At 35.0% G+C, this 14724-nt stretch carries 17 protein-coding genes and 1 pseudogene; 12 read left to right on the forward strand and 6 right to left on the reverse strand.

Annotation, left to right across the window (positions count from 1 at the left end; genetic code table 11):
- Nucleotides 1-34: 34 nt before the first annotated feature.
- The 4 genes from MKY81_RS14760 to MKY81_RS14775 all read left to right on the forward strand — a co-directional run bounded on the left by MKY81_RS14760 (nucleotide 35) and on the right by MKY81_RS14775 (nucleotide 2865).
- On the forward strand, nucleotides 35-1243 hold the full coding sequence (locus tag MKY81_RS14760) for a GTP-binding protein (RefSeq protein WP_066235552.1): 1209 nt from the start codon (nucleotides 35-37) through the stop codon (nucleotides 1241-1243).
- Nucleotides 1244-1334: 91 nt separating this feature from the next.
- Nucleotides 1335-1604, forward strand: a complete 270-nt coding sequence (gene rpsN, locus MKY81_RS14765; protein ID WP_066235549.1) for a 30S ribosomal protein S14 — start codon at nucleotides 1335-1337, stop codon at nucleotides 1602-1604.
- A gap of 33 nt (nucleotides 1605-1637) precedes the next feature.
- Nucleotides 1638-1787 (forward strand): 50S ribosomal protein L33, encoded by a 150-nt coding sequence (gene rpmG, locus MKY81_RS14770; RefSeq protein WP_084347913.1) that lies wholly within the window; start codon nucleotides 1638-1640, stop codon nucleotides 1785-1787.
- A gap of 106 nt (nucleotides 1788-1893) precedes the next feature.
- Nucleotides 1894-2865, forward strand: coding sequence for a metal ABC transporter substrate-binding protein (locus tag MKY81_RS14775; RefSeq protein WP_108073305.1), 972 nt, complete (start codon nucleotides 1894-1896; stop codon nucleotides 2863-2865).
- Between the two features lie 147 nt (nucleotides 2866-3012).
- On the opposite strand, the gene MKY81_RS14780 is transcribed toward MKY81_RS14775, so the two are convergent.
- Nucleotides 3013-3909 (reverse strand): TIGR03943 family putative permease subunit, encoded by an 897-nt coding sequence (locus tag MKY81_RS14780; RefSeq protein WP_341118152.1) that lies wholly within the window; start codon nucleotides 3907-3909, stop codon nucleotides 3013-3015.
- A gap of 11 nt (nucleotides 3910-3920) precedes the next feature.
- Nucleotides 3921-4922 (reverse strand): permease, encoded by a 1002-nt coding sequence (locus MKY81_RS14785; RefSeq protein WP_341118153.1) that lies wholly within the window; start codon nucleotides 4920-4922, stop codon nucleotides 3921-3923.
- A 256-nt stretch (nucleotides 4923-5178) separates the two neighbouring features.
- On the opposite strand from MKY81_RS14785, the gene MKY81_RS14790 reads away from it, so the two are divergent.
- Nucleotides 5179-6120 carry a CobW family GTP-binding protein gene (locus MKY81_RS14790; protein WP_341118155.1) on the forward strand — a complete coding sequence of 314 codons (942 nt, stop codon included), beginning with the start codon at nucleotides 5179-5181 and terminating at the stop codon, nucleotides 6118-6120.
- 72 nt (nucleotides 6121-6192) lie between these two features.
- Here MKY81_RS14790 and MKY81_RS14795 read toward each other — a convergent pair whose 3' ends face one another.
- Entirely contained in the window at nucleotides 6193-6669 is a 477-nt protein-coding gene (locus tag MKY81_RS14795; protein ID WP_066229161.1) for a GNAT family N-acetyltransferase, read from the reverse strand.
- Between the two features lie 293 nt (nucleotides 6670-6962).
- Between MKY81_RS14795 and MKY81_RS14800 the strand changes: the two genes are divergently transcribed.
- On the forward strand, nucleotides 6963-7502 hold the full coding sequence (locus MKY81_RS14800) for a DJ-1/PfpI family protein (RefSeq protein WP_341118156.1): 540 nt from the start codon (nucleotides 6963-6965) through the stop codon (nucleotides 7500-7502).
- Nucleotides 7503-7665: 163 nt separating this feature from the next.
- On the opposite strand, the gene MKY81_RS14805 is transcribed toward MKY81_RS14800, so the two are convergent.
- Nucleotides 7666-7986, reverse strand: a complete 321-nt coding sequence (locus MKY81_RS14805) for a MazG nucleotide pyrophosphohydrolase domain-containing protein (protein WP_202776481.1) — start codon at nucleotides 7984-7986, stop codon at nucleotides 7666-7668.
- Nucleotides 7987-8082: 96 nt separating this feature from the next.
- On the opposite strand from MKY81_RS14805, the gene MKY81_RS14810 reads away from it, so the two are divergent.
- The 3 genes and pseudogenes from MKY81_RS14810 to MKY81_RS14820 all read left to right on the forward strand — a co-directional run bounded on the left by MKY81_RS14810 (nucleotide 8083) and on the right by MKY81_RS14820 (nucleotide 10818).
- The gene (locus MKY81_RS14810; RefSeq protein WP_341118159.1) at nucleotides 8083-8664 is read left to right on the forward strand and encodes an LOG family protein; all 582 of its coding nucleotides are present in this window, start codon (nucleotides 8083-8085) and stop codon (nucleotides 8662-8664) included.
- Nucleotides 8665-9030: 366 nt separating this feature from the next.
- A pseudogene (locus tag MKY81_RS14815) lies at nucleotides 9031-10003 on the forward strand (AraC family transcriptional regulator ligand-binding domain-containing protein).
- A gap of 20 nt (nucleotides 10004-10023) precedes the next feature.
- Nucleotides 10024-10818 (forward strand): SDR family NAD(P)-dependent oxidoreductase, encoded by a 795-nt coding sequence (locus MKY81_RS14820; RefSeq protein WP_341118160.1) that lies wholly within the window; start codon nucleotides 10024-10026, stop codon nucleotides 10816-10818.
- Between the two features lie 71 nt (nucleotides 10819-10889).
- On the opposite strand, the gene MKY81_RS14825 is transcribed toward MKY81_RS14820, so the two are convergent.
- On the reverse strand, nucleotides 10890-11381 hold the full coding sequence (locus MKY81_RS14825) for an NUDIX hydrolase (protein ID WP_341118163.1): 492 nt from the start codon (nucleotides 11379-11381) through the stop codon (nucleotides 10890-10892).
- 171 nt (nucleotides 11382-11552) lie between these two features.
- Here MKY81_RS14825 and MKY81_RS14830 point away from each other — a divergent pair, with 171 nt between their 5' ends.
- The 3 genes from MKY81_RS14830 (at nucleotide 11553) to MKY81_RS14840 (ending at nucleotide 13134) form a co-directional block, all read left to right on the forward strand.
- A complete protein-coding gene (locus tag MKY81_RS14830) occupies nucleotides 11553-11741 on the forward strand; it encodes a hypothetical protein (RefSeq protein ID WP_066229192.1) in 189 nt (62 codons plus the stop codon).
- Between the two features lie 90 nt (nucleotides 11742-11831).
- A complete protein-coding gene (locus MKY81_RS14835) occupies nucleotides 11832-12314 on the forward strand; it encodes a glutathione peroxidase (protein WP_084347507.1) in 483 nt (160 codons plus the stop codon).
- 262 nt (nucleotides 12315-12576) lie between these two features.
- Nucleotides 12577-13134 carry a nitroreductase family protein gene (locus MKY81_RS14840; protein WP_108071687.1) on the forward strand — a complete coding sequence of 186 codons (558 nt, stop codon included), beginning with the start codon at nucleotides 12577-12579 and terminating at the stop codon, nucleotides 13132-13134.
- A 47-nt stretch (nucleotides 13135-13181) separates the two neighbouring features.
- Here the strand turns inward: MKY81_RS14840 and rlmD are convergent, their stop codons facing one another.
- A complete protein-coding gene (rlmD, locus tag MKY81_RS14845) occupies nucleotides 13182-14579 on the reverse strand; it encodes a 23S rRNA (uracil(1939)-C(5))-methyltransferase RlmD (RefSeq protein ID WP_066229197.1) in 1398 nt (465 codons plus the stop codon).
- Between the last annotated feature and the right edge of the window lie 145 nt (nucleotides 14580-14724).

Below are 14724 nucleotides of genomic sequence, written 5' to 3' on the forward strand. Positions count from 1 at the left end.
TAATGATTACTATTATTTTTTTACGGAGGGGCATATGCATACGTACAAAGCAAAAATACCTGTTACAGTTCTAAGTGGATATTTAGGTGCGGGGAAGACAACGATATTAAATCATATTCTAAAGAATCGGGAGGGTATGAAAGTAGCTGTTATTGTGAATGACATGAGCGAAATCAATATTGATGCGGAACTTGTAAAGCAAGGTGGAGGGTTACATAGAACAGAAGAAAAATTAGTGGAGTTATCGAATGGATGTATTTGCTGTACATTAAGAGAAGATTTACTCATTGAAGTTCAGAAGCTAGCTCAACAAGGAGACGTTGAATATATTGTTATTGAATCGACAGGAATTAGTGAACCAATCCCTGTTGCACAAACCTTTTCCTATATCGATGATCAACTGGGTATCGACTTAACGAATTCATGTAAACTAGATACGATGGTTACTGTTGTGGATGCAAATCGATTTTGGCACGATTTTTCTTCAGGTGATTCATTACTTGAAAGAAGTCAAGCTGTTGGAAGTGAAGATACGAGAACGGTTTCTGATTTATTAATTGATCAAATTGAATTTTGTAACATTCTTATCTTAAATAAATGCGATATGCTAAATAACGATCAGTTAAATCAGCTCGAATCTTTTTTAAGGAAATTACAGCCGGAAGCAAGAATCATCAGAACAATCAATGGGAAAATTGATCCATTGGAAATCTTAAATACGAATCTATTTGATTTTGACAAGGCGAGTCAATCAGCTGGTTGGTTAAAGGAGCTAGAATCAGAAGAGCACATTCCGGAAACAGAGGAATATGGAATAAGTTCCTTTGTTTATAAAAGTCGTATCCCATTCCATACAGAAAGATTGAATGATTGGATTGAAGAGATGCCAGAAGAAATTGTAAGGGCAAAAGGTCTCATTTGGTGTGCAACGAGAAATGACGTAGCGCTTTTATTATCCCAAGCAGGTCCTTCCGTGCAATTAGAGCCCATTGCATATTGGGTTGCCGCATTGTCTAAAAAACAACAGGATGAGTATCTTGAGGAGAACGATGAATTGAGAAGGGAATGGGATCCTGTTTACGGTGATAGAAAAACAGAGCTCGTCCTAATTGGTATCGATATGGATAAAGTCGGGATTACGAAAGCGCTAGATCGTTGTTTATTAACTACAGAGGAACAAATGGGGAACTGGAGTGAGTTAGTTGATCCTTTTGAATGGTTGGTAACAGAACAAAGACACTGAATTGATAAAATTTTACAATTTAAATCGTAATGATTACAATTTATCAACTTTGAGTACTATTCTATTGAAGAGAGGTGTGGAAACGAAGTTTATGGCTAAAAAATCAAAAATTGTTAAAGAACTCAAAAGACAAGCCTTAGTAAAGAAGTATGCAGAACTAAGAAAAGAATTAAAAGCAAAAGGAGATTATGTAGCTTTAAGAAAGTTACCGCGTGACTCATCTCCAACAAGACTAACACATCGGTGTGAGATTACCGGAAGGCCAAGAGGAGTATTACGCAAATTCAAAATGTCGCGGATCAAATTTAGAGAATTAGCACATAAAGGGCATATTCCTGGAGTGAAAAAGTCCTCATGGTAAAAGTATTAGAAGAATAAATGGAGGTAAAGAGAAATGCGAGTAAAGATAACCTTGGCATGTACAGAAACTGGTGACAGGAATTATATAACGACAAAAAATAAGCGTAACAATCCGGACAGAATAGAGTTAATGAAATATTGCCCTAGGTTAAAAAGACGCACCTTACACAGAGAAACAAAATAATAAGAATGCGAATCCCTTTATTAAAAGTTTGAAATTCAAATTAGTTTTTAAATCGTAATGATTACGTTTAAGAGAAAAAGATAGGGAGAAGGGGAGAGGATACAGGATGAAAGGGATAAATTTCAAAACTATTTTAGTCATATTTGCTGCTATCATGCTTATGGTAGGGTGTGGGAATAAAAATGATACAGCAGTTCAAGTGTCAGGGGATAAAAAATCACAGGAAGATACATCGAAATTAAAGATTGTTACGACATTCTATCCAATGTATGAATTTACGAAAAATATTGCAGGGGATAAAGCTAGTGTTGAATTACTAATCCCGTCTACAATCGAGCCACATGAATGGGAGCCTACACCAAAAGACATAGCAAACATTCAAAGCTCTGATGTCTTTGTTTATAATAGTCCTTATATGGAAACTTGGGTACAAAGCATACAAAAATCAAATGATAACGATAAACTAGAATTTGTAGAAGCGAGTAAAGGTATTTCATTGGTTGAAGGTGTAGAAGAAGAGGAACATGGACATGAAGAAGAACATGAGCATGGACATGAGATGGATCCACATGTTTGGCTAAGTCCTGCATTAGCGAAACAAGAGGTTCAAAATATAACATCAGCCTTAGTTAAAGCTGATCCAAGCAATAAAGATAGCTATGAGGATAATAGTAAGAAATACATGGAGAAGTTAACTCAGTTAGATCAGGAATATCGTACAGAGCTACAAAATGTAAAAAAGAAAGAAATCATTACACAACACGCAGCGTTTAGTTATTTAGCTAGTGAATATGGGTTACAACAAGTACCAATAGCTGGATTGTCACCTGAACAAGAGCCAAGCGCCAAAAAATTAGCTGAACTTAAAAAATTTGCCAAAGAGCATGATGTCAAGGTGATTTATTTTGAAGAACTAGCATCACCAGCAGTTGCCAAAACTCTTGCAAATGAAATTGGGGCCAAAACAGAGGTTCTAAATACACTTGAAGGACTAAGCGATGAGGACCAGGAAAATGGTCTTGATTATATAAAGGTGATGGAAAAAAATCTTGAAAAGCTGATTAAAAATCAATCTTAAATAAAAGTAGTAAAGGGTATGCATCTTATTTTGCATATCCTTTACTTGTTTAAGGGGAGTTCTCAAAAGCAACAATAGGATATTTTCAATTTTCAAATTTAAAACCTAGACAAAGTAATGTACGTAAAAGCCCAACATTAATTACGTTCAATCTATTTTAATTCCTATATCGTATACATAAGGCTGTTTAGGTTGATTAATTTTTTCTATTGATTGAATATCCAATACAGGAATAGTCATAGAATGATACTCCTGTTTATTTAGTCTTCCTTTAACTCGAACCCAGGTATCCTCTTCTAGCTTTGTAACGTCTCCTTTTGCCATTAATCCATAAACAGATGCATCTGCTATACAGCATGTAATGACATAACGAGCGATAACAATTTGTTTATTTGTAAATTCTTTCTCTCTATAAACAAAACCGGTCGTTTCAATTTCCTTTCCAATAAATGAGTCAAGATTATCTTGTACGATGTTCATTGTTGGCATATACAATTTATCGTTCACACTAAAACTTTTTTTCTTTTCTAATGTATCCTGAAGTATATTATAGTCCTGTTGAGACATTTCCTGAGGCTGTGCAGTCGTGGTGTTTTGGTTATTTTCCGTTACTTGTCCACTATTATAGTCAACGTTATTTGCAGTGGCTGTATTAGAAGTTGATAGTGTAGAATTTGTATTGTATTGTATTTGGCGATTCTTTGCTAATGAGCTACCTAATATATGATCAGCAAACAAGAAGCCAGTGACTATTGGTAAGATAAATAATGAATATAAGAATAAAGAACATAAAGTATTTTTAGGTGGCCGATGTTCTTCACAACATTCACAATCAAAACTCGGTTTATCTGAAGTGCATTTGAAAATTTGTAAAACTCCTAAAAGAAATAATACAACCGTGGTGAAGTATAGGTAAGGATACATTTTTGGAGCAATTAAGTAAGTGATGTTACCACTTAATAACATCTTAAATAAAAGGAGAGTAAAGCCTGATAAGATGACTCCTTTGAGTAGAGTGTGTGTCCTTAATCTTTGCTCGTTCATTTTCTCACCCCTTAGAAAAATATCCATTCAAATAATCTGGATAGGAAATAGATACTTACGCAGGTTACTAGAATAAATGGAACTACAAATTTTACTCGGAAGTAAGCACATAACATAATAGTATTCTTAATATCTAACATTGGTCCCATAACTAGAAAAGCAAGCAAAGATCCGATTGTAAAAGTATTATTAAAAGAAGCAGCAACAAAGGCGTCAGCTTCTGAACAAAGAGATAAAACATAGGCAAAGCCCATCATTACAGTAGGTGCAGTAACTTCATTTGTTCCAATAGAAATTAATAAGTTCCTATCAAGAAATGTCTGAAACAAACTTGCACATAAAGCACCAATGAGTAGATACTTTCCAGTATCAAAGAATTCATCACCAGCATGCTTTAAAATCTTACTAAACCGATTTCTTTCTAAGTTACTAAAATGACTACCTTCTATTGGAAGAGAAATTTTTAATATATCTTTGTTTTTAAAAAAAACGTAAACGAAAGAACCTACAATGAAAGCGACAGCACAGGCTAATCCCATTCTTCCATATAACAAATAGGAGTTATTTTGAAAAGCAAAATAAGTGGCAATAAATACGATTGGGTTTAAGATCGGGACCGTTAACATAAATACAATTCCAATATGATTAGGTAGTCCTTTTTTTATGAGCCTTCGAACAATAGGTATGATAGCACATTCACAAACAGGGAAAATTTCCCCTACTAACATTGCAGGAAGCATAGCTAGAAAAGCATGTTTAGGTAAGATTTTTTGTAGCATTTTTTCTGTAACAAAGGATTGTATTATAGATGAAGCAATAACTCCAATAAGAATAAATGGAATGGCTTCTAGAACAATACTAAGAAATATAGTATTTACATTAAACAAATCAGTTGGAACTATTTCCACTATAGAATCTTTAATATTCTCTGAAAAAAGAAACAAATAAATAAACAATAAAAAAAGTAATAAGATACAACTTTCCTTGAATATTTTATTTCTATATTGGATCATTTCAATTCCTCCTAATTAAAATGTATTGGATCATTGTAAATAGTAATGATTTCGATTTAGGTAATTCATTTTATGCGATAAAAATTGATTCTAGTACATTATTATAAAATTAATAGATAAGTGGAAAATAGATAGAACAAGTAGGGATCATAAAATGAATTGTAAAAAAAATTATCATAGATTGTTAGTATAATCATAATATTTAAATAAGCGCAAATTAAATCGTAATGATTTCGTTTTGATGGAGGGAAATGAGATGAAAAAGATTGAAACATATGTATTGAATGGGTTTTTAGGTAGCGGTAAAACAACATTATTATTAAATATGTTAAGGCACTATAAAAAAGAAAGGATAAAAGTAGCAGTTATTTTAAATGAATTAGGTGCTGTAAATGTTGAATCTCATTTATTTGGAGATCAGTCTGTTTTCGAACTCTTAAACGGTTGTATTTGTTGTACTATTCAAGAAGATTTGTATCATACACTTAGATCTTTAAGTGTTCAGCATATTGATGAGAACATTGATATTTTACTTATTGAGGGAACTGGAGTAGCTCATCCACGTGAAGTAACAGGAGTATTTTCTCGTAGTGATATAGCAGAGATCTTTTTACTGAAATCTACTATAGGAATTGTAGATGCCAGTCACTTTTTGGATTACCTAAGCATTTTTGCTAGTTCCAAAGAGATTAGGACATTATTAAAGGAACAAGTACAACAATCTACTATTGTACTATTAAATAAGGCTGATCGTATTAATGAAAAAGAAAAAGTGAAAATCCAAAAGAAAATAGAAACGATACTAGAGACAAATGTACCAGTGTATTTTACAACATATAGTGATATCGAAATGACAAAAATACGTAAACAAACTCAAATTCCAGATAATAATAAAATTAACACTCACCATCATCCTCAACACCATGGAGATATTGTTACGTTGAAAGTTGAAAATGTACCCGTGGTAGAAAAAAGAACATTCACAAAATGGTTAAGTAGTTTACCTAAGGATGTTATACGTGTAAAGGGACTTGTGCAATTAAAAAATGAGGATTATCTTACCCATGTTCAATATGCAGATAATGTTGTACGCTACACAAAACTAGGTAAGGAAGATAAGCGAAGTACAGTGCTAATATTTATTGGTAGAGAGTTAAAATCTGGGATGTTAGACTCTTTTTCAAACGAACTGTTGTAATCTCTACAAACAAATTCATATCTGCGCCCTCCATCTTTGGAAATGGAGGGCATTACGTTTGTATTTAAGAATTTAATTCAAATCTTTTATATACCACGCATTCATAGCGGAATGTTCAGATCCTGATAATGGTTGTTTTAAAAGGGTAAATCCGAATTTTTCATATAATATACATGCAGTTTTTAATTCATGCTGTGTTTCTAAGTAGCACTTTGCATAATGTTTTGAAGCAAATGACAAAGCTGTTTCCATTAGTTTCTTTCCATACCCTAAACCTTGTGTTTTTGGACTTAAGTATAGCTTTTGCAATTCGCAAATGTTGTCATGTTCGTTAAACGGCGCTATCCCAATTCCACCAACAACTTCGCCTTCCATTTCTACTACCCAATAGTTCGCATGTTTTAAGTTCGTATAGTAGTGGTGTAGGTCATTAAGTTGAGGGTCAAAATAAGCTGTTCCGGGAATCGCTAACCCAAGTGATTCTAATGAATTTTGTATTATTTCTTTTACTTTTGCATTGTCTTCTTTTTTCATTTCTCTAATAATCATATATTTTCTCCTTCATTTAGGTCTTATTAAAGATTGTGCCAGATTTTATCTCTACATTTATATTACACTGCATTCATTACAGATCCAATATAACAATCTACTAAAGATTAGTTGATTTTTCATAATAGAATCGGCTATTTATGTTAGAATATTATAAAAAGTTCCGAGGCGAAAACATGAAAGTAACTAAAAAGAAGATGTGAAGAGTAGTTTATGAACAAGATGGAGCGGATGCTAAACAGAGAAATCCCTCCTTTTTGTTGAAATAAAAGATTAAGAAAGGGGTGAATTTAGTGAAAAAAACCGCTGTTTTATTGTATCCTCATTTTAGTGAATATGAGTTAAGTGTAGCACTATCTATTTTAATGCAAGGTAATAAACCAGTTGTTACTATTGGATTGAACAATCAAACCATAAAAGGTGAAGCAGGGTTATCTTGTGTACCTGACACTACTATTAATGAAGTTAATCCCGAAGAAATTGATAGTTTTTTGTTACCAGGTTGTATGGATATTATGACGCTTATAGACAAACATGAACTGTTTGAATTTATTAATCAAATAGCTGCAAAAGAAATTGTCATTGCAAGTATCTCCAGCTCTCCGTTTCTTTTAGCAAAAGCAGGTATTTTAAGGGGGAGAAAGTTTACGGTTGGGTTGACAGAGGAAGCTATGGATAAGTTAGGCGTTTTCGAAAAAGAGAATTATTGTAAAGACATTGTAGTAATAGATGGAAATATAATTACGGCAAGAGGAAGAGGATTTATTAAATTTGGAGTATATTTTGGAAAAGCATTAAACCTTGAATTCGATGAAGGATGGTATCATGAATGATTCTAATGTTTTTATTCAATACAAATTATATGGATAAAAAGGAAACTAAGTACCGCCTGTTGAATTAAAATAAAAAAGATTAAGGGGCAAAATTTTCGTCCCCTAGATATGTTCAAGAGGACGAAAATTTTTAAGGTAATCGAAAAAAGTGTGGAATTTATATTTATTCATGAGAGTAACGCTTTGAGAGTTTCTCCTTATGAGAATTAAACACTTCTTCTAAAGAAATGTTATATTTATTAGCAATTACAATTACGTTACCTAATACATCTCCTAATTCTTCTATTAAAGCCTTTCTATTGTTCGTAAACGATTCTGCAACTTCGTCCGGTCTATCCCGCCCAATTTCAAGGGCTCTTATTGCCCGTGCTACTTCTCCAGTTTCCTCCGCTAAAAAGCCGATCCGAATAAAAATGTCTAGCTCGGACCAACCTCTATTCTCATAATAATCATTTACCCACTGTTGAAATTCACTTACATCCATTTTTTCTCACTCCTTCAATCCACTATCATAAAGTTTAACAAATCTTTCAGACTTTTGTATAATATAAACGCTGAATTTGTTAGGGGGATGGTCATAATGAAAAAAATAGCAGTATTTTGTGGTTCCAGTAATGGAGCGTCAAATACTTATATCGAAAATGCTAAAAAACTTGGTAAAGAACTAGCAAAACGGAATATTTCGCTTGTTTATGGTGGCGCAAGTGTTGGTGTTATGGGAGCAGTTGCCGATGCTGTATTGGATGAAGGTGGTCAAGTCATTGGAATTATGCCTAGTTTTTTAGAACAGAGGGAAATATCCCATAAAGGATTATCAGAACTGATAGTAGTTGATTCAATGCATGAAAGAAAGGCTAAAATGGCAGAACTTGCAGATGGGTTTATCGCGTTACCAGGAGGACCGGGAACATTAGAAGAATTCTTTGAGATTTTTACGTGGGCTCAATTAGGACTTCATCAAAAACCTTGTGGCCTTCTAAATATCAATCATTACTTTGATCCTCTTGTTGAACTGTTTAATCATATGACAAAGGAACAATTTTTACAGGAAAAATACCGTACAATGGCACTTGTAGATATTGAACCGAATCAGTTGCTAGAAAAATTTAAAAAATATGAACCACCAACTATAAAAACCTACATTAATGAGAAACAGATTTAAAACTAAAGCAAAAATCAGACCAAGGACAAAAGTTCTTGGTCTGTTGTTATTTCAGCTAAACTTTTTCATTTGGAATTTCCATTATATATAATTTTTATTTTTGGTGGAGTGTATTCTACACGATCATCCGACTACCCAATTTTTTTATTTAATATATATTATTCACCTGATTAATAAGAATTAACGTTTGGCGATTATCATGATGTTGCCTAAAATTGGCGTAAATCGCAAGTAAAATGTCACACTTTACTAGTTACATAGAGACAATGGGTAGATATAATGTAATAACTGTCCTATCAAAAAGGCAGAACTCACGTAAGACCAAAAATAGTGAATGTGTAGATTGCTAAAGGAGAGCTATTAAGTATGACTTCTGATACACGCATTAAAATGCCTGCAGGATTTTGGACAGGATTAAGTCAATTAGGGATTGCCGCGCATGAAGTGATTCGACAAGCACGACTGCCTCTTACTATTATTAATAAACCAGTTGTCAGCACTGCCCAATATTTCGCAATTTGGCAAGCCTATTCAGATATCATTGGTGACACTGCTAAAGGTATTACCAAGCTTCCGACTGTCTTTGAAACAGCACAGTACCCGCCGGCCGTTTTAGCAACTTACCATGCTCGTGACTACCGCGAAGCTCTTTACCGAATGGCAAGGTACAAACGATTGTGTCCACCCGAAAGCTTACATATCACTGAAGAAGACGAGCACTGTACGATCGAACTGAAATGGCTAGATTCAGATAAACTCGTTCCTCCGATACTAGTTGGTACTACGCTCGCATTTCTTCTGGAACTAGGACGGAGGGGAACAGGTCAACATTTGACGGCGAGTCTCGTCGAATTTTCACACTCGATGGGTGACGTACAAATACTTGAAGATTACTTCGGCTGCACCATCAGGGGTGGTGAAAATTGCAACCGATTGACACTACATCGAAATGATCTGGACCGCCCATTTATCTCTTACAACGCAGAGTTGCTTGAGATTCTGACACCCGTTCTGGACAAATCTTTAAATGAGCAGCAACGAAGCCTATCAATCACAGAAAAGGTCAAGTGGATCATGAAACGTAGTCTAACAGGTGGACGTCCCTACATTAAAAATGTTGCGAGTGAGTTGGGGATGAGCAATCGTACCTTACAGCGCCGACTTACTGATGAAGGCGCGAGCTTCAATCTTGACAGACCCCTCGCTCGATATTAAAGAAGTTGCCTTTCTGGTTGGCTATGAAGACCAAAACTCGTTTTATCGTGCCTTCCGCATTTGGGAGGGGGATACTCCTTCAAATTGGCGTACTGAGCACGTAGGGATGAACTTGATAAATTAATTAACTAGGAGAAAAATGTTATGGATATGGGGTTAAAAAATAAAACAGCATTAGTTACTGGATCAACAAAAGGTATAGGTAAAGCAATTGCCATAGAACTTGCTAAAGAAGGCGTGAATGTACTAATTAATGGGAGAAATTATGAAGAGGTGGAACGAACAGTAAATGAAATAAAGTCAGAGTTTCCGCTTACTTCACCCCAAAACGCTACAGCCGATATTGTAGATAAAGAACAAAGAGAAGCATTATTTCATAAATACCCCAGTATTGATATTTTAGTTAACAATATGGGTATTTATGAAATTATGCAATATGAAGACGTTGACGATGAAGTATGGGAAAGGTATTTCCGTACGAATGTTCTTGCGGCTAATGGATTATCTAAAATTTATTTACCAAAAATGTTGAAAAATGATTTTGGACGGATTATCTTTATCGCGAGTGAAGAAGCAATTATGCCTTCAGGACAAATGCCTCAGTATTGTATGACAAAATCAATGCTGTTATCATTGTCTAAAAGTTTATCTATATTAACTAAAAGAACAGAAGTTACGGTTAACACGATCATGCCAGGACCAACACTCTCTGAAAATGTGCATCAAATTATTGAGGGGATGTACCCTAATGAAGATTTGACTTTTTCAGAAAAAGAGAAGAAATTTATGACTACCAACCTACCACAATCCGAAATACAGCGATTTATCAGGCCAATTGAAATAGGAAGACTAGCAGCATTTGTTTGTAGTCCTTATGCATCGGCATTTAAAGGTTCTCCTATCCGTATGGATGGAGGCATGGTACCAACTATTTTTTAGACAAATAACATATTGAAATAAAGAGCCTTCCTATACAGAGATGTTTAGTAAGGCTCTTTAATGAATAAAATTTATTGGACCACAACCTTCAAAGCATCAGAAAGTATTTGTAATGCGAGTTCATGATCTTCCATAATATACGGCACTTGATCAGGTTCTACCCAAATGCGTGTAACCGATTCATGCTGTCGCAGGAAAGGTAAACATTCCGTGATATCCATTCGGTAGAATAGCTGATAACCAACGCTCGGATATTTTCCATTTGGATCAAATAACGGATTATCATGGTGATTGATTTCCAACGCACCTAAATAGTGAATAGTACCTTTTACATAACCTTCCTCAAATGCCTCCCGACAAAAAGTTTGTTTTGGGGTTTCACCATGTTCAACATGACCACCAGGCATATTAAATCCTCGGTTTTTTATCAGTACCAGCAATACCTTTCCTTCCAAAAAACACCATCCATGGACACTTGTTACTAAATTTATTGGCGGTTCATAATTCTTCAACCAAGTTAATTTTATATTTTGACCATCCCAATTTACATATTTTGAATTCATATACGTTCCTCCATGAAAATAAGTCTTAGTTCTTATCTAAATTCTAGAAAAATAACGTTAAGACCTTTCGAAAATTTCTCGGAAATATGACATTTCAATTAAATTTCATCAATATAAGTGTAAAAATGGATATCTGAGTGAAAATAAAAGGAAAAGATAGGAGTGCTGTCAATGACGAAAATGAAACCGGATTTTATGGATAGTCCTTTTTTTGTTGATGAACCAGGAAATTGGCATTTAAAACCTGGTGCACCTAAAGAAATGCAAGAAGAGTTTGAAAGATACATGGCCAATTTAGAAGATGAAAACGTGCCCGGTACGATATTCGGGAACCATATTTCATATCCGTACGATGAATAAGGGGAAAGTGAAAATCTGTATAAGTATTAAGCTCTCCGCTTTTTGATGTAAGATATATATTAATCAGGTTTCATTAAAGGGGGAGTACAAGTGGAAATATATCAATTTTCTGCTCAATTAATCAATGGTGAGGAAAAAAAGATGTCGGATTATAAGGGAAAGGTCCTTTTAATTGTTAATACAGCTAGTAAATGCGGTTTCACAAAGCAATTTTCACAATTACAGGACTTATATCAGAAATACGAAAAGGAAGGACTCGTAATTCTTGGGTTTCCATGTAATCAATTTCGAAATCAAGATCCGGGGAGTAATCAGGAGATTGCTGAATTCTGCTCTTTAAATTACAATGTATCCTTTCCAATGTTTGAAAAAGTGGATGTGAATGGGGAACACGCACACCCAATCTTTCAATATTTAACTTCTCAAGCACCAGGCATGCTAGGTACGAAAAAAATAAAATGGAATTTCACTAAATTTTTAATTGATCGACAAGGGAAGGTAGTAAGTAGATTTGGCTCAGCAACAGAACCAGAGAAAATCGAAAATGATATTAAAAGACTGCTAAATTATTAGTTAAAAAGGACAATTATTCGTTGTCCTTTTTAATCAATTTTATATATATTTCTCCATATAAAGTGGGTTTGATTTCGCTCTACATATCAAACATATTTCCAATAAGTCGTACCAATTCTTAATTAGTTTTCCTTCCCAAAATATCCTCCCTTTTTCACTCTTTTTCTATTACTTTGACTTTTTAATTTATTTATATTTGAAGAAAATTATCTTCTCTTCTATACTTTATTAGTAAGTAGTTATGTGAAGGAGTCGATTAAATATGGAAATAATGGATTTAATTAAATCTCGCCGTTCGATTGGCGCAGTTGATGAAAGAGATGTACCTGATGAGATCATTAATGAATTACTTGAAGCAGCGACGTGGGCACCTAATCATAAAAAAACGGAACCTTGGAAGTTTCGTGTTGTAAAAGGGGAAGGCCGTGAAAAATTAGGAATAGAAATGGCGCGAATTGTGGAGGCAAGCACAAAAGGATTAAGTGAAGAAGAAGCACAAAAAAAGATTGAAAAAGCAAAGAAAGGTCCTTTAAGAGCACCAGCCATTATAATTATGGCAACAAGCCCTTCCGGAGTAGTACCAGAAATAGAGGAAATCGTTGCAACGGGTTGCGCGATGCAAAACTTGCTGTTGCTCGCAACGGAAAAAGGTTTAGCGACAATTGTCAGAACAGGGGACATTGCCTTCGAACCGGAATTAAATAAATATCTTCAATTAGACGAAAACGATAAAATAGCCGGCCTTATCTATATTGGTTATCCGAAAAAGGGCTTTAACATTGCTGCCAAACGGATTCCGGCAGAAGATAAGACAATTTAGTTTCGTTAAAAAAACGCCTTTCCAAATTCGGAAAGGCGAAAATTTTATTATTCCTCTTCATTTCTCACAAGTAATGCACAACATTCAACATGTACTGTATGTGGAAATAAATCAACTGGCTGCACCATTTTTAACGTATATCCGAAAGGAACCAGTTCCTTGATATCCGTTGCAAATGTATCCGGATTACATGAAACATATACAATCCGTTCTGGCTTGGAACGTCCGATTCTTCTCATTACTTTTCCACCTGCACCTGAACGCGGCGGATCAAGCATTAATAATTCGGGATGACCAAAACTTTCAAGTACTTCATCAATTCCTTTGCGTGCATCTTTGGCTAAAAAGTATGTGTTCGCGATTCCATTATCTTGAGCATTGCGCTTTGCAGATTCAATGGACGTTTCCACAATTTCAATACCTGCAAGCTTTTCTACCCGACTTGCGAACGGAAGGGAGAACGTACCAACCCCACAGAAAAGGTCAATCATTTTTTCAGTTTCCTTTGGTTGTCCCATCTCTAGCGCTAGTTCAACTAATTTTTGTGCTTGTGTTGGATTCGTTTGGAAAAACGTATCAAACCATAGACGGTAGCGATAACCTGCCATTTCATCATAGATGAAATCACGTCCGGCTAATACATGTGTCTTTTCCGATTGCGTACGATCCGCCCAATCTGTATTTTCAAGCCATAATAAGCTTTTTACTTGAGGGAATTTTTCTCCGACACGTTGAATCAAATCGCCTGCAGCAGATTCAAGGTGACCTGTTGGTGACTCAGTCGCAAAAAGGGCGAGCATCATTTCACCTGTCGCAAATGATTGTCGAACCATTAAATGGCGTAACAATCCTTCATGGGTATCTTTATCATAGCCTTTAAGTTGATGTTCCTTCGTCCAATTTGCTACTTCCATTGCCGCTTCAACCATTTCTTTACCTGCAATTAAGCATGTTTCAAGGGAGATGATTTTTCTAAAATTACCTGCCTCATGGAGCCCAAGAGAGCCGTCTTTCGCAAATGTAAATTCCATTTTATTACGATAACGCCATGGGTCATCCATTCCAATTGTATCTTGAACAAGTGTTGGGTCAAATCCCTGTGCTTCGATTGCCTGTTTGACATGTGCCGTTTTTTGTTTTAATTGTCCTGCATAATCCCAATGCTGCCAAACACAGCCTCCACAAAGACTAAAATGCGGACATGGGGGTGTTACGCGTTCTGGGTGCGCTTCTAAAATTTCTTCAGTCAGCGCTTTTCTTCTTCTTTTCTCTGGCTGATCCACAATTACACGTACTTTTTCACCTGGAAGGGTTTGGGGAATAGTAAGCCTTAATTTCTTCGGATTTCCAAGTTCGTTTTCACGCCAAACAACTGCTTGTCCGGAACCTTTTGCATCTAATTGGCGAATTTCAGTAACCAATGTTTCTCCTTTAGTAACAGTCAATCGATGTTCCTCCTCCTACATTATCTATATGATAAAAAAACAGACCGTCCCATGACGATTCGTTGATTCATTTATGAATTTGTAACATATCTACTTATTATAACGAATCAAGACCTAATTGAAAATATTTCATACATAGTAGTTT

Source organism: Heyndrickxia sp. FSL W8-0423, assembly GCF_038009395.1.
In the GTDB taxonomy this organism is placed as follows: Bacteria; Bacillota; Bacilli; order Bacillales; family Bacillaceae_C; genus Heyndrickxia; species Heyndrickxia sporothermodurans.